The following is a 19,228-nucleotide window of genomic DNA, read 5'->3' as shown; positions in this document are numbered from 1 at the left end:
CACCGGGGTGTCCTGTTTCACGTGAAACAGGACACCCCACACAAGGCCGGCTAACCGATCCCCCGCCACCCCTCGGGATCCACCCCGCCGGGCACAGCGGCGCCGTCCTCGTACGGCTGCCGCGTGAACACGAACGATCCGAGGTCGAGATGGCTCACCGACCCGTCCGGGCGTCGTACGGCCCGTAGAAGCTCGCCGTGGTAGTAGCCCTCCAGTCCGGTCCAGGTGCCGTCACCGTTGGCCCGGAAGCGCGAACTGCGGCCGTTGCCGGACAGCGGCCCCAGCGAGACGCGCCCATCGGCCGTCACCCGCAGGCCGTAGGCATGCGTGCCCCAGTACCACTGCCCCGCCAACTCCAGTACCGACGGATCGACTTCGCGCAGCGGCCGCCACGGCTCGGGGATCCTCGGCTCGGCCTCGGCCACGATCCGTACGAGATCGGCGCCGACCGTGCCGAGCAGCGGTCCGGAGGTGCAGTTGGCCAGCACCACGGCGGCCACGTCGTCCGCGACGCTGATCGTGAGGTTGGCCAGGAAGCCCGGAAGCGACCCGGAGTGCCCCACCAGGAGCCGCTGATGGCGGTGCTGGATCTGCATGCCGAGACCGTAGGTGGCGCCGTCCATGACAGCGGCCGCCTCGGCCGGGGCGGCGGGCGTCCGCATCTCACGCACGGTGTCCGCGCTCAGCACCCGGTCGTCCCCCTCGGCGAGGAAGGCCGCGAACCGCGCCAGGTCACCTGTGGTGGACCACAGTTGACCGGCCGGTGCCATCCGGCCGAGATCCTCGACCGGTTCGGGCAGGAGGGCATCGGCCCAGGGGTGGACGGCCCAGCCGCCCGCGTGCGGGGCCCGGGGCTGGGCACCGGTCCGGTCGAGGCCCAGCGGTTCGAGCACCTCCCGGCGGAGCACCTCTTCCCAGGGGGCGCCCCGCACCTCCTCCACCAGGGCGCCGAGCAGCGTATAGCCGGGGTTCGAGTAGTGGTGGCGCCGGCCGACCGGATGCACGAGGGGCCTCTCACCGAGGACATCGCTCAGCTCGGGGCGCAGCGAGCCGGGGGTCCGCTCCCACCAGGGAGCCGGTGATTCGGCCGCCAATCCTCCTGTGTGCGCGAGCAGTTCGGCGATGGTGGCCTCCCCCGCGCCGGTGCCGGGCAGATGCTTCTCCAGCGGGTCGCCGAGGTCCAGTGCTCCCTCGTCGCGCAGCCGCAGCACGAGAACGGCCGTGAACGTCTTGGTGATGGACCCGATGCGGTACTGCACGTTCTCGTCCGGCGCGTGCCCGTCCACCGAGCTCCGGGACCCGTGCCACACGGTTCGCCCGTCCCGCACGACCGCCGCCACCAGCGAGGGCGCCCGCCCCTCGGCTTGCGCCACGGCGATCCGGTGCAGCAACGCCCGCCGCGTGGCGGGGAGCAGTTCATCTGGAGATGTCGTCATGCCCCCCAGTCCATCCGCTGGAGGCACACGCGTCGAGTTCATTTCTCCGGCGGGCGGGGGCGATGGCCGGGGTGGCAGCTGATCACCGAGAGCCTCGCCCGGCCCAGAAGGCGGAGGAGGTGAACCGGGAGCCGTATGTCAGTCGTAGTCGGGGAGGGTGAGGGCGGTGTACGCGGCGTGTGGCCGGTCGGCGGGGAGAGCGGAGAGGGTGCGCAGGGTGGCGTTGCGCTCCCGGATCGCCTGCTCGGTGGCGGGGAGGACCCCCGTTTCGTGCTCGTGGACGAGGTTCTGATTGACGGTCACGAACGGCCTCAGCACCCTTTCGTAACCGGCGAACCCCTGGATGTGGTCGGCGTGCGCGGCCAACTCGCCGGCCAGCACATACGCGCCGACCAGGGCGAGGCTGGTGCCCTGCCCCGTCAGGAAGGACGGCGCATAGGCGGCGTCGCCGACCAGCGCGACCCGGCCCAGGGACCAGCTCGTCATCCGTATCTGGCTGACGACGTCGAAGAACAGGTCCTCGGCGGCGCGCATCGCACCGACCAGCCGTGGAATCTCCCAGCGATCGTCCGGGAAGGTGGCCGCGACCAGTTCGCGCTGCGCGTCGGGGTCGCGGAAGGCGTCGAAGGGCGGGTCGGAGCGCGTGAAGGCGAGGAATCCGTGCACGTGCTCGCCGGAGCCGACGCCGTAGAGGACGGCGGCCCGCCCCGGGGTGTTCCACAGCACCGCCTCGTGGGCGAGCCCGAGGTGGTTGGGCATGGTGAAGCCCGCGAAGCAGCGGCCGAGGTAGTGGTGGAAGCGCTCCTCGGGGCCGAGGAGCAGCCGGCGGGTGTTGGAGTGGAGTCCGTCGGCCCCGATGACGAGGTCGAAGGTGCGGCGGGCGCCGCTGCGGAAGGTCACCTCGATGCCGTCGGAACGGTCGTCGAGGGCGGTGATGGAGTCGTCGAACATGAACGCCACGGAGTCGCGGACGGCGTCGTAGAGGACCTCGGTCAGGTCACCGCGCCGGACCTCGAGGTCGCCGTCGGCGCCCATGGCGAGGACCTCGGGGCGCAGTGCGGCGACGGTTCCGCCGTCGGCGTCCAGGAAGGTGAGACGGCGGGTGGCGACGTGGGCCTGTTGCAGCCGGGGCAGGAGACCCATGCGCCGCACCACTTCCAGGGCGGTGCCGCGGATGTCGATGGGGTAGCCGCCACCGCGCACGGCGCTCGCCTTCTCGACGACGGTGACGTCGAAACCGTAGCGGTGCAGCCAGTACGCGATCGCGGGGCCGGCGATGCTCGCGCCGGAGACGAGGACGGAGCGGTTGGGGAGGTGGTGATGTGTCTCGGTCATGGCCGATCCTTCCTGGCCGCACTGCGCCGATGCGCCGGGGCAGCCAGATGCCTAACTTTGGTATCTTATTTGTGGGCGCAGTGGACTGCTGTGCGGAACGACGCCCAGGGGAATCATATACCTAACGTTGGTATCTATTGAAGGTGAGATGGACAGCACCCCGAACGACCACGCCTCTCCGTCCCGCACCGAGGGTGCCGGCGACGACGGCGAGTTCAATCTGATGGCCCTGGTCCCGCGCCTGTCTCAGGTGGGAACCGCAATGAGCCGCGGCAGCCTGGTCGAACGCGCCATGCAGCAGGCGGCCCCCGGGCTCGACCAGCCCTCCATGAACGTCCTGCTGCAGCTGCGCATGGCCGGCAAGCCGTTGCGCGTCGGCGAGATCGCGCATCGCATGCAGGTGGTCGGCCCGCATGTCACCCGGCAGGTGAACGAACTGGAGCGGCGTCGGCTGGCGCGCCGCGTCGTCGACCCCGACGACCAGCGGGCCCGCCTGGTCGAGTCCACCCCGGAGGGGACCGCCACCGTCGAGCGCTATCTGAACACAGTCTTCGGGGTCTTCGACGAGGCCCTCGCCGACTGGTCGGCAGAGGACCGCCGGGCCTTCAGCAGGCTGCTCGGCCGCTTCGCCGACGACGTCGCCGCCCACCTCGCCCACCTCGACGCCCAGGACCGCGCCCCGCAACGCGACTGAACCCGAGGGCCCACACCGACCGGGTCAGGTCTGGGCCATGTCCACGAAGCGGGAGTAGTGGCCCTGGAAGGCGACCGTGATGGTCGCCGTGGGGCCGTTTCGGTGCTTGGCGACGATCAGGTCCGCCTCCCCCGCACGGGGCGACTCCTTCTCGTACGCGTCCTCGCGGTGCAGCAGGATGACCATGTCGGCGTCCTGCTCGATGGAGCCGGACTCACGCAGGTCGGAGACCATCGGCTTCTTGTCGGTGCGCTGCTCGGGGCCACGGTTGAGCTGGGAGAGCGCGATGACGGGAAGCTCCAGCTCCTTGGCGAGCAGCTTGAGGTTACGGGACATGTCCGAGACCTCCTGCTGACGGCTCTCGGCCCGCTTGGAACCACCGGACTGCATCAGCTGGAGGTAGTCGATGACGACCAGCTTGAGCTCGTTGCGCTGCTTCAGCCGGCGGCACTTGGCGCGGATCTCCATCATCGACAGGTTCGGGGAGTCGTCGATGTAGAGGGGGGCGGCCGAGACGTCCGGCATCCGGCGGGCCAGCCGGGTCCAGTCCTCGTCGGTCATCGTCCCGGACCGCATGTGGTGCAGGGCGACCCGTGCCTCGGCGGACAGCAGACGCATCGCGATCTCGTTGCGGCCCATTTCGAGCGAGAAGATCACGCTCGGCAGGTTGTTCTTGATCGAGGCGGCCCGTGCGAAGTCCAGGGCCAGCGTGGAATTGTGCGTGGGAACCATGGAACGGCCGGCCAGGTAGAGATGATCCGCGTTGTCGACCTGGACACAGCGCACCGGTACGGAGTCCACCGGATTCACTTCGGTGATGAATCGCTGCTCGGCCTCGGGCGCCAGCGGAGGCCGTCGTTCCGCGTGCGTCTGCCGCTTGCCGGCAAGACCGAACACGTCGTCCGTGGCCGTGAAGCCGACGTCGTACGCCGTCGACGAAGCCTCCTCCGTGCGCCCTCCGACCGAGCGCTCGGCGATGCCGCACCGATAGCCGAGGCTGAGGACGAGTTCCTGGACGTCCTGGGCCAGATTCCGCTGCGTGAGCGTCACCTGCACCGAGCCCGCGTCGGTCACCGTACCGCCGGTGTCCAGCAGCCCGGCGAGCAGAGCTCGGCGCTGCGCGACGGAGGACCTCAGATACGCCCGAGGGATGCGCTTGTCGCCCAGGACGTCCCCGAGCCCCTCGGCGGCGATGCGCCCGGGCGCTTCCGGACCGGCGGACGTGATCGGCGCTGCGGCGCCGCTGCCGTCACCGAGCCGGTCGCCCAGGGCGTAAGGCGGAACCGGAAGCTCCCTGGCCGGCAGTTCCATCGGGGCGGCGTTCCGGACGCTGTGGTTGAGCCGTCCGTCGTCGGTGACGCAGCGAACCGTCTCCGCGATCTCCTTCGTCGTCCTGACGGCCGCCGGAACGCGCGGAGAGCGACGCGAGGCACGGGTGTCCGTGAGCCACTGATGATCGGCATCGGCGACGATCCGGCTGCCGTCGTCGAAGACGACCTCGAAGCAGGGCCTGTCGATCATCACGTCGGTCACCGCGACGACCCGGGTCGGTCTGCCGTCCGCGCCCAGCAGGAGATCGCCCTCCGCGACCTCGCCCATCCGGGTCCAGCCGTCCGGCGTCGGCAACGGGGTGTCGAGAGCCAACGCCTTGCCCATGGCGGGCCGCGCCGCGATGACGATCATCTGTCCCGGGTGCAGACCGTTCGTCAGGGAGTCGAAGTCGGTGAACCCGGTGGGCACGCCCGTCATCTCGCCGCTGCGCGAGCCGATCGCCTCGATCTCGTCGAGGGCGCCCTCCATGATGTCGCCGAGCGGCAGATAGTCCTCGCTGGTGCGCTGCTCGGTGACCGCGTAGATCTCGGCCTGGGCCTGGTTGACGATCTCGTCGACGTCGCCGTCGGCCGCGTATCCCATCTGGGTGATGCGGGTGCCGGCCTCGACCAGCCGGCGCAGGACCGCCCGTTCATGGACGATCTCCGCGTAGTACTCGGCGTTCGCCGCCGTCGGCACGGTCTGGACGAGGGTGTGCAGATACGACGCGCCGCCGACCTTGTTGATCTCGCCGCGCTTGGTCAGCTCCGCGGCGATCGTGATGGGGTCGGCCGGCTCGCCCTTCGCGTAGATGTCGAGGATCGCCTGGTAGATCTTCTCGTGCGCGGGCTTGTAGAAGTCATGGCCCTTGAGGACCTCGACGACATCGGCGATGGCGTCCTTGGACAGCAGCATGCCGCCGAGGACGGACTGCTCGGCATCGAGGTCCTGCGGCGGAACGCGTTCGAACGACGAACCGCCGCCGTCCCAGCCACCGCTCTCCCGGCCCCGTTCGTGCTGCTCTCCCCGGCCCGGTCCGGTGTCACCGCGACGACGCGAAGCGGGCAGACGATCACTGGGCCCGCTGTCGGCCCACGGGTCGTCCAAGGGCTCGGAAACGCTCACCGAGCCACCTCCTCCCGTCCGCCGCGCGCGGACCTCACCGTGCCCCTCATTTCTACGGCACGGCACTGACAAATAGGACGGCCCAACTCCGGTTCTCCCGGGTCGGTTTTGTGAGGGTTCCGAGGTCGGTGAGGCGAGCGGGCGCCGGACCACGTTAGGCCTCTCAGCACCGTCAGCCAATCTGGTTATCCACAGGCCATGTGGACGACGGCCCCGATGCTGTGGAGAACCTGGCAAAACCTGTGCACGACGCGGTGGACAGCCCTGTGAACAAGCCCCCACCCTTCCTATAAAAGGGAATCTGACCTGCGGTTTTCCCATCCACCGGCTGTGCAGAAGAAAAACTTCCCCAGTCGGACCAAGATCGGCTCGAACTGTGTACGAGAGCACACTCCGTGAGATTCAAAGTAAGGACCACAAACGGTTTGCATCTCTTACCTGTGGACGATTAGATTAGCGCCCATGTCACAGGCTCCCGCGATACCCAGGGCCACCCGTCGGCAGCACGACCGAGAGATCGTCGCACTGGCCGTCCCTGCCTTCGGCGCGCTGGTCGCCGAGCCCCTGTTCGTGATGGCGGACAGCGCGATCGTCGGCCATCTGGGCACGGCCCAGCTCGCCGGTCTCGGCGTCGCCTCGGCACTTCTGACGACCGCCGTGAGCATCTTCGTCTTCCTCGCCTATGGCACCACGGCCGCGGTGGCTCGAAGGGTCGGCGCGGGCGATCTCCAGGCCGCCATCCGTCAGGGCATGGACGGCATCTGGCTGGCGCTGCTGCTCGGACTCGCCGTCATCGCCGTCGTCCTGCCGCTGGCCCCCGCCATCGTGGACCTCTTCGGCGCCTCGGCCACCGCGGCACCGTATGCGACGACCTACCTCCGCATCTCCTCCCTCGGCATCCCGGCCATGCTGGTCGTGCTCGCCGCCACCGGTGTCCTGCGCGGGCTCCAGGACACAAGGACCCCGCTCTATGTAGCCGTGGCGGGCTTCGTCGCCAACGCGGCCCTCAACGCCGGACTCGTCTACGGCGCCGGGCTCGGCATCGCCGGATCCGCCTGGGGCACGGTCATCGCCCAGTGCGGCATGGCAGCGATCTATCTCGTCGTGGTCGTCCGGGGCGCGCGTGAGCACGGCGCACCGCTGCGGCCCGATGCCGCCGGCATCAGAGCCTCCGCACAAGCCGGGGTCCCGTTGCTCGTCCGTACGCTCTCGCTGCGGGCGATTCTCATGATTGCCACTGCCGTCGCGGCACGCCTGGGGGATGCCGACATCGCCGCCCACCAGATCGTCCTGTCGCTCTGGAGCCTGCTGGCCTTCGCCCTCGACGCCATAGCGATCGCCGGCCAGGCCATCATCGGCCGCTATCTGGGGGCGGACGATCCACAGGGAGCCCGCGAGGCCTGCCGCCGCATGGTGCAGTGGGGCACAGCGGTCGGGGTGGCCCTGGGGCTGCTGGTGATCGTGGCGCGGCCGGTCTTTCTGCCCTTGTTCACCGGCGACTCCGTCGTCCGGGACGCTGCGCTGCCCGCGCTGCTCGTCGTGGCGCTGTCCCAGCCGGTCTGCGGCGTCGTCTTCGTTCTGGACGGCGTTCTGATGGGCGCGGGGGACGGGCCGTATCTCGCCGGGGCCATGGTGCTCACGCTCGCGGTCTTCACCCCTGTCGCCCTGCTCGTCCCTGCGCTCGGCGGTGGGCTCACCGCGATCTGGGCCGCCATGACGCTGATGATGACGGTGCGGATGCTGACGCTCTGGCTGCGTTCCCGATCGGGCCGGTGGATCATCACGGGCGCCACCCGCTGACCGTTTCACGTGAAACACCGCGGGGTGGCCCTGTTTCACGTGAAACACGTCCGCCTCACCGTCGATCGACCCATATGCGACCACGCGGAAGGGGGCCGCACCCTTGCCGGGTGCGGCCCCCTTCGTGACTGCTCAGGCCGAGCGCGGTCAGGCCGCGATGACCTCGATGTTGACCTTGGCGGCAACCTCGGGGTGCAGACGCACGGACGTCTCGTGGGCGCCCAGGGTCTTGATCGGGGTAGACAGCTCGATACGGCGCTTGTCGACCTCGGGGCCACCGGAAGCCTTGATCGCGGAGGCGATGTCGGCCGGGGTGACGGAACCGAAGAGACGGCCGGCGTCGCCGGAGCGGACGGCCAGGCGGACCTTCACGCCCTCGAGCTGGGCCTTGATCTGGTTGGCCTGCTCGATGGTCTGGATCTCGTGGATCTTGCGCGCACGGCGGATCTGCTCGACGTCCTTCTCGCCGCCCTTGGTCCAGCGGATCGCGAACTTCCGCGGGATCAGGTAGTTGCGAGCGTAGCCGTCCTTGACGTCGACGACGTCGCCCGCGGCGCCCAGGCCGGAGACCTCGTGGGTGAGGATGATCTTCATGAGTCGGTCACCCTTCCCTTAGCGCGCGGTGGAGGTGTAGGGCAGCAGCGCCATCTCACGGCTGTTCTTGACGGCCGTGGCGACGTCACGCTGGTGCTGCGTGCAGTTGCCGGTCACGCGGCGGGCACGGATCTTGCCGCGGTCGGAAATGAACTTCCGCAGCATGTTCGTGTCCTTGTAGTCCACGTACGTGACCTTGTCCTTGCAGAAAGCGCAGACCTTCTTCTTAGGCTTGCGCACAGGCGGCTTCGCCATGGTGTTTCTCCTGTGTGATCAAGAAGTGTGGGTGCGGCCCACCCCTGGTCCGAAGACCTAGAAGGGGGGCTCGTCCGAGTAGCCGCCACCGCCCTGCTGGCCACCGCCGGAGCCTCCGCCCCAGCCGCCGCCACCGCCGCCCTGGTTGCCGCCGGCGGGAGCGCTGGTCGCCCACGGGTCGTCGGCGGGAGCGCCGCCGCCCTGCTGGCCGCCACCGGGGCCGCCGCCCCAGCCGCCGCCACCACCCTGGCCGCCACCGCCGCCGTAACCACCCTGGCCGCCGCGGCCGCCACCGGAGGTCTTGGTGACCTTGGCCGTGGCGTTGCGGAGGCTGGCGCCGACTTCCTCGACGTCCAGCTCGTAGACCGTGCGCTTGACGCCCTCACGGTCCTCGTAGGACCGCTGCTTCAGCCGGCCCTGCACGATGACGCGCATGCCTCGCTGGAGCGACTCGGCGACGTTCTCCGCCGCCTGACGCCAGACCGAGCAGGTCAGGAAGAGGCTCTCGCCGTCCTTCCACTCGTTGGTCTGACGGTCGAAGGTGCGGGGAGTGGACGCGACACGGAACTTCGCGACCGCCGCACCGGACGGGGTGAAGCGCAGCTCGGGGTCGTCGACAAGATTGCCGACGACCGTGATGACGGTCTCGCCTGCCATGGGGAACCTCTCGGCGGGTTTTCTCTGGCTGCTTGGTTGCTACTCGAATCCCGAAGTCGACCGAGCGGGAGCTCAGTGGGTCTCGGGGCGGAGGACCTTGGTCCGGAGGACCGACTCGTTCAGGTTCATCTGGCGGTCGAGCTCCTTGACGACCGCAGGCTCGGCCTGCAGGTCGATGACCGAGTAGATGCCCTCGGGCTTCTTCTTGATCTCGTACGAGAGACGACGACGACCCCAGGTGTCGACCTTCTCGACCTTGCCGCCGCCGTCACGGACGACGGACAGGAAGTTCTCGATCAGCGGGGAGACAGCGCGCTCCTCAAGATCGGGGTCGAGGATGACCATCACCTCGTAGTGACGCATGTGGAACCCACCTCCTCTGGACTCAGCGGCCACGGTCGTTCCGTGGCAGGAGGGTTGTGATGCGTGCGCAACGGTATCGGCCACCACTGACAGTCGGGGGGTCCCGCCGGGATTCCCCCGCCGCGGTCCGGGCAGACACCGTGCAGACGGTACACATTACCCGCACACCGGCTTCCGGTTGAAATCCGGTCGCGGGGGCCGTCAATCTGTACACATCGGGTGTGTATGGCGCTACGATGCGCCGCCTTCCGCAGGAGGTGCCCCCATGGCACAGGCATTGCGACCCAACACCGCCGGATCCCTCTTCGCCACCGACGACAAGCGCCATCCGCTCCAGGACGCCCTGCTCGCGGTGACGCTGGTGCTCGGGCTGACGGCCTTCATCACGTCGTTCTTCCACAGCCTGCACCTGCTCAGCTCCTGGACCGGCCTGGCGGGCATCGTCGTCGGCGCCTACGGGCAGTGGGTCTCGGAGACCACGCGTGAGCGCTTCGGTCTGATCCTGGGTCTCGGTGCCGCGGGCGTCGGCTTCTTCATCGGCATGGCGCACGGCGGCCTGTTCGGCGGCGTCCTCTGACCCTGCCGGCACCATCGGCCGAACTGCACGTGAAGCAACTCGGAACGCACCGGCGGCCCACAGGCCGGGGCGAAGGTTCCGTGCGGCCAGACGGGGCGCCAGGAAGGCGCAGTAGGCTTCGGCGCGAGAGCCGGAGCCCCTGTACCCAGGGGGACACACCAGCCCGAGGAGCGCCCCGAATGAGCCTGACCCTGAGGACCATCAGCCGCGAGCAGCATCTGGCCTACATCCAGAGCCTGCCGGCGGCGAGTCACATGCAGGTCCCGGCCTGGGCCGACGTCAAGGCGGAGTGGCGCTCCGAGAGCCTCGGCTGGTTCGACGACCGCACGGGCGAACTGGTCGGCGCGGGACTGGTCCTCTACCGTCAGCTGCCGAAGATCAAGCGCTATCTCGCTTATCTCCCCGAGGGTCCGGTCATCAACTGGTTCGCGCCGAATCTGGACGACTGGATCCAGCCGATGCTCGCCCACCTCAAGCAGCAGGGCGCGTTCTCCGTGAAGATGGGCCCGCCGGTGATCATCCGGCGCTGGGAGGCCAACTCCATCAAGCAGGGCATCCAGAACCCGGACGTGAAGCGACTGCGTGACATCGAGGCCGACTTCATCGAGCCGCGCGCCTTCGAGGTGGCCGACAAGCTGCGCCGCATGGGCTGGCAGCAGGGCGAGGACGGCGGCGCCGGCTTCGGCGACGTCCAGCCCCGCTATGTCTACCAGGTGCCGCTGGCCAACCGCTCCCTCGAAGAGGTCCACAAGAACTTCAACCAGCTGTGGCGCCGCAACATCAAGAAGGCCGAGAAGGCCGGTGTCGAGGTCGTCCAGGGCGGCTACCACGACCTGGAGGAGTGGCAGCGGCTGTACGAGATCACCGCTGTGCGCGACCACTTCCGGCCCCGCCCGCTGTCGTACTTCCAGCGCATGTGGACCGCCCTCAACACCGAGGACCCCAACCGCATGCGGCTGTACTTCGCCCGGCACGACGGAGTGAACCTGTCGGCGGCGACGATGCTGATCGTCGGCGGACACGTCTGGTACTCCTACGGCGCCTCCGACAACATCGGCCGTGAGGTCCGGCCCTCGAACGCGATGCAGTGGCGGATGCTGCGCGACGCCTACGCGCTCGGCGCGACCGTCTACGACCTGCGCGGGATTTCCGACTCGCTGGACGAGACCGACCACCTCTTCGGCCTGATCCAGTTCAAGGTGGGCACCGGCGGCCAGGCGGCCGAGTATCTCGGCGAGTGGGACTTCCCGCTGAACAAGCTGCTCCACAAGGCGCTCGACATCTACATGTCGCGCCGCTGACCGCGCGCCGGGGGCTTCGATACCGTCGACAGCTCTCGTCCCTCTGATACACCGCAGCCACGAGAAAGGTTCCAGGTCCGGCCATGGCGCTCACGCTCTACGTCGACACCGCGCGCTGGCGGGCGCATCACAAGCACGTGCAGGAGCAGTTCCCGGGACTCGTCCCGGTCTGCAAGGGCAACGGCTACGGCTTCGGGCACGAGCGTCTGGCGGAGGAGGCCACCCGGCTGGGCTCCGACGTCCTCGCCGTCGGCACGACGTACGAGGCCGCACGGATCAAGGACTGGTTCGGTGGTGACCTGCTGGTGCTGACGCCCTACCGGCGCGGCGAGGAGCCCGTACCGCTGCCCGACCGGGTGATCCGCTCGGTGTCGTCCGTGGACGGCGTGTACGGCCTCGTGGGCGCCCGCGTGGTGATCGAGGTGATGTCCTCGATGAAGCGGCACGGGATCAGCGAGCAGGAGCTGCCGCAGCTGCACGCCGCCATAGAGAACATCCGGCTGGAGGGCTTCGCCATCCATCTGCCGCTGGACCGCACCGACGGCTCGGACGCCGTCGAGGAGGTCATCGGCTGGATGGACCGGCTGCGCGCGGCGCGGCTGCCGCTGCACACGATGTTCGTCAGCCATCTGAAGGCCGAGGAACTCGCCCGGCTGCAGCAGCAGTTCCCGCAGACCCGCTTCCGCGCCCGCGTCGGCACCCGGCTGTGGCTGGGGGACCACGACGCCACCGAGTACCGTGGCGCGGTCCTCGACGTCACGCGCGTGGCCAAGGGCGACCGCTTCGGCTACCGCCAGCAGAAGGCGGCCTCCGACGGCTTCCTGGTGGTCGTGGCGGGCGGTACGTCGCACGGGGTGGGTCTTGAGGCCCCCAAGGCGCTGCACGGCGTCATGCCGCGCGCCAAGGGCGTCGCACGGGCCGGTCTCGCCACCGTCAACCGGAACCTTTCGCCGTTCGTCTGGGCCGGCAAGCAGCGCTGGTTCGCCGAGCCGCCGCACATGCAGGTGTCGATCCTGTTCGTGCCGTCGGACGCGCCCGAGCCGCAGGTCGGTGAGGAGTTGGTGGCCCATCTGCGGCACACCACCACGCAGTTCGACCGGCTGATGGACCGCTGAGCCGGTCTCCGCCGCCCCGGACAGCCGAAGGGCCGTACACGGACTTCCGTGTACGGCCCTTTCCGTGCCCTGGTACCACCGTGTGGCCCGCCCACCCCACGGGTGGGGTTCGCTCAGAGCGAACGGTCCGTGGAGACCGACGGTCCCTGGCTTCCCCACTCCACCTGTGGCACGTCGAAGTGGACGGCGTGCCGCGCCGGATGGGCCGCGCCGCCGAGGACGAAGACGTCCTCCGCCCCGTCGAGCACCCCGCCCGAGGGGTCGTCGTCACCGGCCCGGCGCACCACGTCCCGCTCCGGCATGAGGATGTCCCGCACGACCATGACGCACAGGAACAGCGTGCCCAGCAGATGCACCGCGATCGCCCAGTGGTACCCCTGGGTGGGCAGGCCCTTGTGGGCGTCTCCGCTGGTCGTGTAGGCGAGGTACATCCAGATCCCCAGGAAGTACGCCACCTCGCACGCCTGCCAGACCAGGAAGTCCCGCCACTTGGGCCGGGCCAGTACGGCGAGCGGCACCAGCCACAGGACGTACTGCGGCGAGTAGACCTTGTTGGTGAGGATGAACGCGGCCACGATCAGGAAGGCGAGCTGCGCGAAACGGGGCCGGCGCGGGGCGACGAAGGTGAGCGCCGCGATGCCGCCGCAGCACAGCAGCATCAGCACCATGGCGAGCGTGTTGACCGTCTCGGTGGTGGGCGGGTGGCCCGAGTTCTGGGCCCAGATCAGCCAGAACGAGCCGAAGTCCACCCCCCGCTCCTGGCTGAACGTGTAGAACTTCGACCAGCCCTCGAAGGCGAAGAGCATCACCGGCAGGTTCACGACGCACCAGGCGACCGCCGCGCCCCCCAGGGCCTTGCCGAAGTCCCGCCACTTGCCCGCGCGCCAGCACAGGACGAACAGCGGGCCGAGCAGCAGCACGGGATAGAGCTTCGCGGCCGTGGCGAGTCCCAGGAGGACACCGAAGGCGAGGGAACGGCCCCGGGACCACATCAGCATCGCCGCGGCCGTCAGAGCCACCGCCAGCAGGTCCCAGTTGATGGTGGCGGTCAGCGCGAAGGCGGGCGCTAGGGCGACCAGCAGACCGTCCCACGGGCGCCGGGCATGTGTGCGGCTCACACAGACGGCGATGACGGCCGCGCACACCATCAGCATTCCGGCGTTGACGAACCAGTACCACTGCTCCTGGTGCTGGATGCTGCCGCTGCCGGGCGTGAGCCAGGAGGCCACCTCCATGAACACACCGGTGAGCACCGGGTACTCGAGGTAGTCCATGTCGCCCGGGAGCTTGTCGAAGTAGGGCACGAGCCCGTCGGCGAAGCCGCGCCCCTGGTAGAGGTGCGGAATGTCCGAGTAGCACGCGTGCGTGTACTGCGAACTGGCGCCGAAGAACCAGGCGCCGTTGTAGCAGGGCGCCTTCTGGACCAGGCCGAGGGCGAACATCCCGATCGCCACCAGCGCGACCACCCGTACGGGCGTCCACCAGGACGTGCCGAGCAGGGCACGCCATCCGATGGGGCCGCCGATCAGCTCACTGCCGGCCGCGGCGACCCTGTCTTCCCTGGTCGGCCGCACCGGCTCCGGCTCGTGCACGCTTGTGGGCGTCGTTTCTGCACTGGGCATGGGGCACATCCTGCCGTACGCGCCTGGGAACACGCCGAGGGCCGCCGCACCTCGTGGGTGCGGCGGCCCATGTTTCACGTGAAACACCCTTGGCGGTCGATATGACCCCCAACCGGTCAGAACCCGGTTCTAGCCCGTCGGCCCGGCGAAGAGACTTCCGCTGCCATTGCCGTTTCCGTTGCCATTACCGTTCCCGTTCCCGTTTCCGGACGATTCCGTGGCCGATGGCGAGGCGCTCTCGCCTCCGTCGGTGCCGCCCGTGTCGGTGCCTCCGTCCGTCGGGCAGTTCCAGCTGACCCGGCAGGACTCGGTGGCCGACGGCGAGGGGGGGGCGGGCGTCTCGCTCGGCGTCGGGCTGGGCGATACGCTCGGGGTCTCGCTCGGCGTGATGGTGGGCGACGGGGTCGGGGAGGGAGCGCCGTCCGCGTCCTGGATCTCACCGATCTTCTCGGCGTCCGGGAAGCCGGGGTCGTTCTTCCCCTTCAGCGCGGACTTCATGTACTCGGTCCACACCAGCGTCGGGATGTCACCACCGTGGATGGAGTCCACACCCGCCGTGCCGTTCATGGAGAGCAGCTTGTGGTCCTTCGGGTTCTCACGGAACATCGCGACTGCGGTCGACAGCTGCTGTGTGTAGCCGACGAACCAGGCCGACTTGTTCTTGTCGGTGGTACCCGTCTTGCCCGCCGCCGCACGGCCGAGGGCCTGGGCGTTGTAGCCCGTACCGTTCTCGATGACGTTCTCCAGGACGTCCGTGACGTTGTCCGCCACCTTCGCCGGCATCGCCTGCGAGGGCTTCGGCTTGGTGAAGCCGTCCAGTTCTTGGCCGTCCTTCTTGACCTGGGTCACCGAGTACGGGTCGGCCTGCTTTCCGGAGGCGGCGAACGTCGCGTAGGCGTCGGCCATGCGGATCGCGCTGGGGGTCGAGGTACCGATGGCGAAGGACGGGTTGAGGTCCGGCGCCATGCTGTCCAGCAGAAGACCGGACGACTTGGCGACATCCCGCACCTTCGTCATCCCGACGTCGACGCCCAGCTGCACGAACGGGGTGTTGACGGACTGCTCCATCGCCTTGCGCAGGGTGATGTAGCCCCAGGCCTTCTCGCTCTCGTTCTTCTGGAGGAAGACCTGGTTGTCCTTGTCCAGGAAGTAGCTGCCGTCCGGCTTCTTGACCTTGAGCTTGTCGTTGCCGTTGTACTTGCTCAGCGGTGACAGGCCCACGCCGTCGGTGTCATAGGTGCCGTACTCCATGGCCGCGGCCAGCACGAACGGCTTCCACGTCGAACCGACGGGGACACCCGAGGTGTCGGCGTTGTTGGTGAAGTGGCCGTTCTCGTAACCCGCGCCACCGTAGATCGCGACGATCGCTCCGTCGTTGGGCACCACCGACGCCGCGCCGAACTGGACGTGCTTGTCCAGCTCACGGTTCTTCGGGTCGATCTTCTCCTTCTCGATCTTCTTGACGGCCTTGGTGAGGGCGTCGACCTTGTCCTTCTGGAAGGTCGTGTAGATCTGGTAGCCGCCCTGGTCGAACTGTGCCTCCGCGATGTCGGAGTGGTTCAGGACGTACTTCTTCGCCGTGTCGGCCAGGTAGCTGATCTGGCCCGTCATGCCCTTGGTCGCCTTGCGGTCCTGGGGCATCGGGTACTTCTTGGTCGCCTTCTGGTACTCGGCGTCGGTGAGGCGCTGGTCCTTGTGCATCTCGCCGAGGATCCAGCCCCAGCGGTCCTGGGAACGCTTGAGGTTGGCTGCGGCCGTCGCCGTCTTGTCGATGCTCTCGTTGCCCGCCGGGTCGTAGTACGTCGGGCCCTTGAGCAGGGCGGCGAGGAAGGCGCACTCGCTCGGTTCGAGATCGACCGCGTCCTTGCCGTAGTAGGTCTGCGCTGCGGCCTGGATGCCGTAGGCGCCGCGGCCGTAGTACGACGTGTTCAGGTAGCCCTGCAGGATCTGCTCTTTGGAGAGCTTCGTGCCCACCTTGATGGAGATGAACATCTCCTTGAACTTACGGGTGACCGTCTGTTCCTGGCTCAGGTAGGTGTTCTTCACGAACTGCTGGGTGATCGTCGAACCACCCTGCGTCTGGCCGCCCTGGGCCATGTTGACCAGGGCGCGCGCGATGCCCATGTAGTCCAGGCCCGAGTCCTTGTAGAAGCTCTTGTTCTCGGCCGAGATCACGGCCCACTGCATGGCCTCGGGGATCTGGGCGATGGTGACGTTCTGCCGGTTGGCACCCGAGCCCGTGGCGACCATCTGGCTGCCGTCGGCCCAGTAGTAGACGTTGTTCTGCGACTTGGCGGCGTCGTTCTCGTTGGGGATGGAGACCATGGCGTAGCCGACGCCGACCATGGCCACCAAGCTGCCGAGGACGCCGATGCACAGCCCGGAGACGAGCTTCCAGGAGGGCACCCAGCGCTGCCATCCGTACTTCCCCGCCCTGGGGTAGTCGATGAACCGCTTCTTGGCGGGTGTGGTCGCCCGGCCCCTGCCGCGCCCGGGCGGGCCGTCCGGGCCGCCGCGCCGGCCGCCGGGACCCGTGTTGTCGGCCGCTCTGCGTCGGCCGCCTGCGTTTCTCTGCGCCGCACGGCGGGCCTCGGCCCGGCCGCTGTAGGGGCGCTCCTGACCTCCGGAGTCCTGAGGATCCGACCCATAGGAACTGGACCCATAGGAGTCGGAAGGAGACCCGGTGGCGCCTCGCGGTGCCGCGCGGCGGCCGGATGACGAGCCGGACTGGCCGCGTCGGGCCGCGGCACGTCCGCCTCCCTGCGGCGGCGGCGGTTTGCGACGGTGCTCGCTCATCGAACGATTACTCCTCGGGCAGGCGCACCCTTGCGCGCCTGGAAACGGCGGCTGGTTTCCGGTCCCCCCGAAGTACGGATGTGGTCGTTCCTGCACTCACCCGTACTGCACCGGGGACGAGGACGCCCCCAGGCGTCTCTTGGTTCCCGGTGGCGTACATGCCGCACAGACTACGCACCGTCAAAACCCACCTAGCGCCGAAGTTCACCCCAAAACACGCAAGTTGCTTCCTACGAATCGGTGATGTGATCCCGTTCACCGTCATCCCTCTTGTCGCATCCGAGGCACCGTTCTATCGTCGAGATGTATCGAGTCGATACATCAGAGCGAGATAAGGTCATGAGCAGGGCGAGAGGAGGCGATGATGAGCCGGCGTTCCGGCATCCTCGAGTTCGCCGTCCTCGGCCTGCTCCGCGAATCTCCCATGCACGGCTATGAGCTGCGCAAACGACTCAATACGTCACTGGGTGTGTTCCGCGCGTTCAGCTACGGGACGCTCTATCCCTGCCTGAAGACGTTGGTCGCCAACGGCTGGTTGATCGAGGAGCCGGGCAACACCCACGAGGACGCCCTCGCCGCGCCCCTCGCGGGCCGGCGCGCCAAGATCGTCTACCGGCTGACGGCGGAGGGCAAGGAACGCTTCGAGGAACTGCTCTCGCAGACGGGTCCGGACGCGTACGAGGACGAGCACTTCGCTGCGCGCTTCGCCTTCTTCGGACAGACGTCACGCGACGTACGCATGCGCGTACTGGAGGGGCGCCGCAGCCGGCTGGAGGAGCGCCTGGACAAGATGCGCGCCTCGCTGGCCCGCACCCGGGAGCGCCTCGACGACTACACGCTCGAGCTCCAGCGCCACGGGATGGAGTCCGTGGAGCGCGAAGTGCGCTGGCTGAACGAGCTCATCGAGAGCGAGCGGGCCGGACGGGACCTGAAGGATTCCGCCTCCGGGGAGTCCGCTCGGCGGAACACCACATCTGGAGCGACGGGCGGCCTGCCCCGTCCCGGGGACACCCCCGGAACGGATACGCCCGACGACACCGCCACGTGAAGCCCATCCAGGGCCTCACTCGTACACACAGGGAGCAACCGGAATGGGTTCGGTTCGCGTAGCCATCGTCGGCGTGGGCAACTGCTCCGCCTCGCTGGTGCAGGGAGTCGAGTACTACAAGGACGCCGACCCGGCGTCCAAGGTCCCCGGACTGATGCATGTGCAGTTCGGTGACTACCACGTGCGCGACATCGAGTTCGTCGCCGCGTTCGATGTCGACGCCAAGAAGGTCGGCCTCGACCTCGCGGACGCGATCGGCGCCTCCGAGAACAACACCATCAAGATCTGCGACGTGCCCACCACCGGTGTCACCGTGCAGCGCGGCCACACCCTCGACGGCCTCGGCAAGTACTACCGGGCCACCATCGAGGAGTCCGACGCCGACCCGGTCGACGTCGTCCAGGTCCTCAAGGACAAGCAGGTCGACGTCCTCGTCTGCTACCTGCCCGTCGGCTCCGACGACGCGGCGAAGTTCTACGCCCAGTGCGCCATCGACGCCAAGGTCGCCTTCGTCAACGCCCTCCCGGTCTTCATCGCCGGCACCAAGGAGTGGGCGGACAAGTTCACCGAGGCGGGCGTCCCGATCGTCGGCGACGACATCAAGTCCCAGGTCGGCGCGACCATCACGCACCGTGTCATGGCGAAGCTGTTCGAGGACCGAGGCGTCGTCCTGGACCGCACGATGCAGCTGAACGTCGGCGGCAACATGGACTTCAAGAACATGCTGGAGCGCGAGCGTCTGGAGTCCAAGAAGATCTCCAAGACGCAGGCCGTCACCTCGCAGATCCCCGACCGGGACCTCGGCGAGAAGAACGTGCACATCGGCCCGTCCGACTATGTCGCCTGGCTCGACGACCGCAAGTGGGCCTACGTCCGGCTGGAGGGCCGCGCCTTCGGTGACGTCCCGCTGAACCTGGAGTACAAGCTGGAGGTCTGGGACTCCCCGAACTCCGCGGGTGTCATCATCGACGCCCTCCGCGCCGCGAAGATCGCCAAGGACCGCGGCATCGGCGGCCCGATCCTCTCGGCGTCCTCCTACTTCATGAAGTCCCCGCCGGTCCAGTACTTCGACGACGAGGCCCGCGAGAACGTGGAGAAGTTCATCCGCGGCGACGTCGAGCGCTAGACCACGCCGAAATCGCTCCTGCCAGGGCTGTGAGGGTCCCCGGGTCGCATGACCCGGGGACCCTGCCCGTGTG

The 19,228-nt window shown here is 68.5% G+C and carries 16 protein-coding genes; 7 read left to right on the top strand and 9 right to left on the bottom strand.

The window, feature by feature from the left end; all coding sequences use genetic code 11:
• Positions 1-50: 50 nt before the first annotated feature.
• Positions 51-1,436, bottom strand: coding sequence for a serine hydrolase domain-containing protein (locus CTZ28_RS13065; protein WP_121889504.1), 1,386 nt, complete (start codon positions 1,434-1,436; stop codon positions 51-53).
• A 138-nt stretch (positions 1,437-1,574) separates the two neighbouring features.
• A complete protein-coding gene (locus CTZ28_RS13060; RefSeq protein WP_121889503.1) occupies positions 1,575-2,771 on the bottom strand; it encodes an FAD-dependent monooxygenase in 1,197 nt (398 codons plus the stop codon).
• A 148-nt stretch (positions 2,772-2,919) separates the two neighbouring features.
• On the opposite strand from CTZ28_RS13060, the gene CTZ28_RS13055 reads away from it, so the two are divergent.
• Positions 2,920-3,465 (top strand): MarR family winged helix-turn-helix transcriptional regulator, encoded by a 546-nt coding sequence (locus tag CTZ28_RS13055; protein WP_220795327.1) that lies wholly within the window; start codon positions 2,920-2,922, stop codon positions 3,463-3,465.
• Positions 3,466-3,489: 24 nt separating this feature from the next.
• Here the strand turns inward: CTZ28_RS13055 and dnaB are convergent, their stop codons facing one another.
• Positions 3,490-5,901 carry a replicative DNA helicase gene (dnaB, locus tag CTZ28_RS13050; protein ID WP_310887605.1) on the bottom strand — a complete coding sequence of 804 codons (2,412 nt, stop codon included), beginning with the start codon at positions 5,899-5,901 and terminating at the stop codon, positions 3,490-3,492.
• Between the two features lie 462 nt (positions 5,902-6,363).
• On the opposite strand from dnaB, the gene CTZ28_RS13045 reads away from it, so the two are divergent.
• On the top strand, positions 6,364-7,701 hold the full coding sequence (locus tag CTZ28_RS13045; protein WP_121889501.1) for an MATE family efflux transporter: 1,338 nt from the start codon (positions 6,364-6,366) through the stop codon (positions 7,699-7,701).
• A 147-nt stretch (positions 7,702-7,848) separates the two neighbouring features.
• On the opposite strand, the gene rplI is transcribed toward CTZ28_RS13045, so the two are convergent.
• From rplI to rpsF, 4 genes are all read right to left on the bottom strand, one after another.
• Positions 7,849-8,295 (bottom strand): 50S ribosomal protein L9, encoded by a 447-nt coding sequence (gene rplI, locus CTZ28_RS13040; protein ID WP_121889500.1) that lies wholly within the window; start codon positions 8,293-8,295, stop codon positions 7,849-7,851.
• A gap of 18 nt (positions 8,296-8,313) precedes the next feature.
• A complete protein-coding gene (rpsR, locus tag CTZ28_RS13035) occupies positions 8,314-8,550 on the bottom strand; it encodes a 30S ribosomal protein S18 (RefSeq protein WP_003949403.1) in 237 nt (78 codons plus the stop codon).
• A gap of 57 nt (positions 8,551-8,607) precedes the next feature.
• A complete protein-coding gene (locus CTZ28_RS13030; RefSeq protein ID WP_121889499.1) occupies positions 8,608-9,207 on the bottom strand; it encodes a single-stranded DNA-binding protein in 600 nt (199 codons plus the stop codon).
• Between the two features lie 72 nt (positions 9,208-9,279).
• Complete coding sequence (rpsF, locus tag CTZ28_RS13025) at positions 9,280-9,570, bottom strand: 30S ribosomal protein S6 (RefSeq protein WP_004985983.1); 291 nt, start codon at positions 9,568-9,570, stop codon at positions 9,280-9,282.
• 265 nt (positions 9,571-9,835) lie between these two features.
• Here rpsF and CTZ28_RS13020 point away from each other — a divergent pair, with 265 nt between their 5' ends.
• The 3 genes from CTZ28_RS13020 to CTZ28_RS13010 all read left to right on the top strand — a co-directional run bounded on the left by CTZ28_RS13020 (position 9,836) and on the right by CTZ28_RS13010 (position 12,563).
• Positions 9,836-10,147 carry a hypothetical protein gene (locus CTZ28_RS13020; protein ID WP_121889498.1) on the top strand — a complete coding sequence of 104 codons (312 nt, stop codon included), beginning with the start codon at positions 9,836-9,838 and terminating at the stop codon, positions 10,145-10,147.
• A gap of 179 nt (positions 10,148-10,326) precedes the next feature.
• Entirely contained in the window at positions 10,327-11,448 is a 1,122-nt protein-coding gene (femX, locus tag CTZ28_RS13015; RefSeq protein ID WP_121889497.1) for a peptidoglycan bridge formation glycyltransferase FemX, read from the top strand.
• Between the two features lie 83 nt (positions 11,449-11,531).
• Positions 11,532-12,563, top strand: coding sequence for an alanine racemase (locus tag CTZ28_RS13010; protein ID WP_121889496.1), 1,032 nt, complete (start codon positions 11,532-11,534; stop codon positions 12,561-12,563).
• Between the two features lie 113 nt (positions 12,564-12,676).
• On the opposite strand, the gene CTZ28_RS13005 is transcribed toward CTZ28_RS13010, so the two are convergent.
• Positions 12,677-14,185 carry a glycosyltransferase family 87 protein gene (locus tag CTZ28_RS13005; protein WP_183154374.1) on the bottom strand — a complete coding sequence of 503 codons (1,509 nt, stop codon included), beginning with the start codon at positions 14,183-14,185 and terminating at the stop codon, positions 12,677-12,679.
• 129 nt (positions 14,186-14,314) lie between these two features.
• A complete protein-coding gene (locus CTZ28_RS13000) occupies positions 14,315-16,591 on the bottom strand; it encodes a transglycosylase domain-containing protein (RefSeq protein ID WP_121889495.1) in 2,277 nt (758 codons plus the stop codon).
• Between the two features lie 754 nt (positions 16,592-17,345).
• On the opposite strand from CTZ28_RS13000, the gene CTZ28_RS12995 reads away from it, so the two are divergent.
• A complete protein-coding gene (locus CTZ28_RS12995) occupies positions 17,346-18,029 on the top strand; it encodes a PadR family transcriptional regulator (protein WP_121889494.1) in 684 nt (227 codons plus the stop codon).
• A gap of 43 nt (positions 18,030-18,072) precedes the next feature.
• A complete protein-coding gene (locus CTZ28_RS12990; protein ID WP_121889493.1) occupies positions 18,073-19,155 on the top strand; it encodes an inositol-3-phosphate synthase in 1,083 nt (360 codons plus the stop codon).
• Positions 19,156-19,228 lie beyond the last annotated feature (73 nt).

Origin of the sequence: Streptomyces shenzhenensis, from assembly GCF_003688995.1 — a bacterium.
Taxonomy (GTDB): domain Bacteria; phylum Actinomycetota; class Actinomycetes; order Streptomycetales; family Streptomycetaceae; genus Streptomyces; species Streptomyces shenzhenensis_A.
The sequence above is the reverse complement of the archived record's forward strand: the minus strand, read 5'-3'. Positions and strand labels throughout refer to the sequence as shown.

Excerpts from the sequence above, each read along its gene's own strand:
- CTZ28_RS13065 (WP_121889504.1), bottom strand. The coding sequence starts at position 1,436 with ATGACGACATCTCCAGATGAACTGCTCCCCGCCACGCGGCGGGCGTTG.
- CTZ28_RS13060 (WP_121889503.1), bottom strand. The coding sequence starts at position 2,771 with ATGACCGAGACACATCACCACCTCCCCAACCGCTCCGTCCTCGTCTCC.
- CTZ28_RS13055 (WP_220795327.1), top strand. The coding sequence starts at position 2,920 with ATGGACAGCACCCCGAACGACCACGCCTCTCCGTCCCGCACCGAGGGT.
- CTZ28_RS13045 (WP_121889501.1), top strand. The coding sequence starts at position 6,364 with ATGTCACAGGCTCCCGCGATACCCAGGGCCACCCGTCGGCAGCACGAC.
- rplI (WP_121889500.1), bottom strand. The coding sequence starts at position 8,295 with ATGAAGATCATCCTCACCCACGAGGTCTCCGGCCTGGGCGCCGCGGGC.
- rpsR (WP_003949403.1), bottom strand. The coding sequence starts at position 8,550 with ATGGCGAAGCCGCCTGTGCGCAAGCCTAAGAAGAAGGTCTGCGCTTTC.
- CTZ28_RS13030 (WP_121889499.1), bottom strand. The coding sequence starts at position 9,207 with ATGGCAGGCGAGACCGTCATCACGGTCGTCGGCAATCTTGTCGACGAC.
- rpsF (WP_004985983.1), bottom strand. The coding sequence starts at position 9,570 with ATGCGTCACTACGAGGTGATGGTCATCCTCGACCCCGATCTTGAGGAG.
- CTZ28_RS13020 (WP_121889498.1), top strand. The coding sequence starts at position 9,836 with ATGGCACAGGCATTGCGACCCAACACCGCCGGATCCCTCTTCGCCACC.
- femX (WP_121889497.1), top strand. The coding sequence starts at position 10,327 with ATGAGCCTGACCCTGAGGACCATCAGCCGCGAGCAGCATCTGGCCTAC.
- CTZ28_RS13010 (WP_121889496.1), top strand. The coding sequence starts at position 11,532 with ATGGCGCTCACGCTCTACGTCGACACCGCGCGCTGGCGGGCGCATCAC.
- CTZ28_RS13005 (WP_183154374.1), bottom strand. The coding sequence starts at position 14,185 with ATGCCCAGTGCAGAAACGACGCCCACAAGCGTGCACGAGCCGGAGCCG.
- CTZ28_RS12995 (WP_121889494.1), top strand. The coding sequence starts at position 17,346 with ATGAGCCGGCGTTCCGGCATCCTCGAGTTCGCCGTCCTCGGCCTGCTC.
- CTZ28_RS12990 (WP_121889493.1), top strand. The coding sequence starts at position 18,073 with ATGGGTTCGGTTCGCGTAGCCATCGTCGGCGTGGGCAACTGCTCCGCC.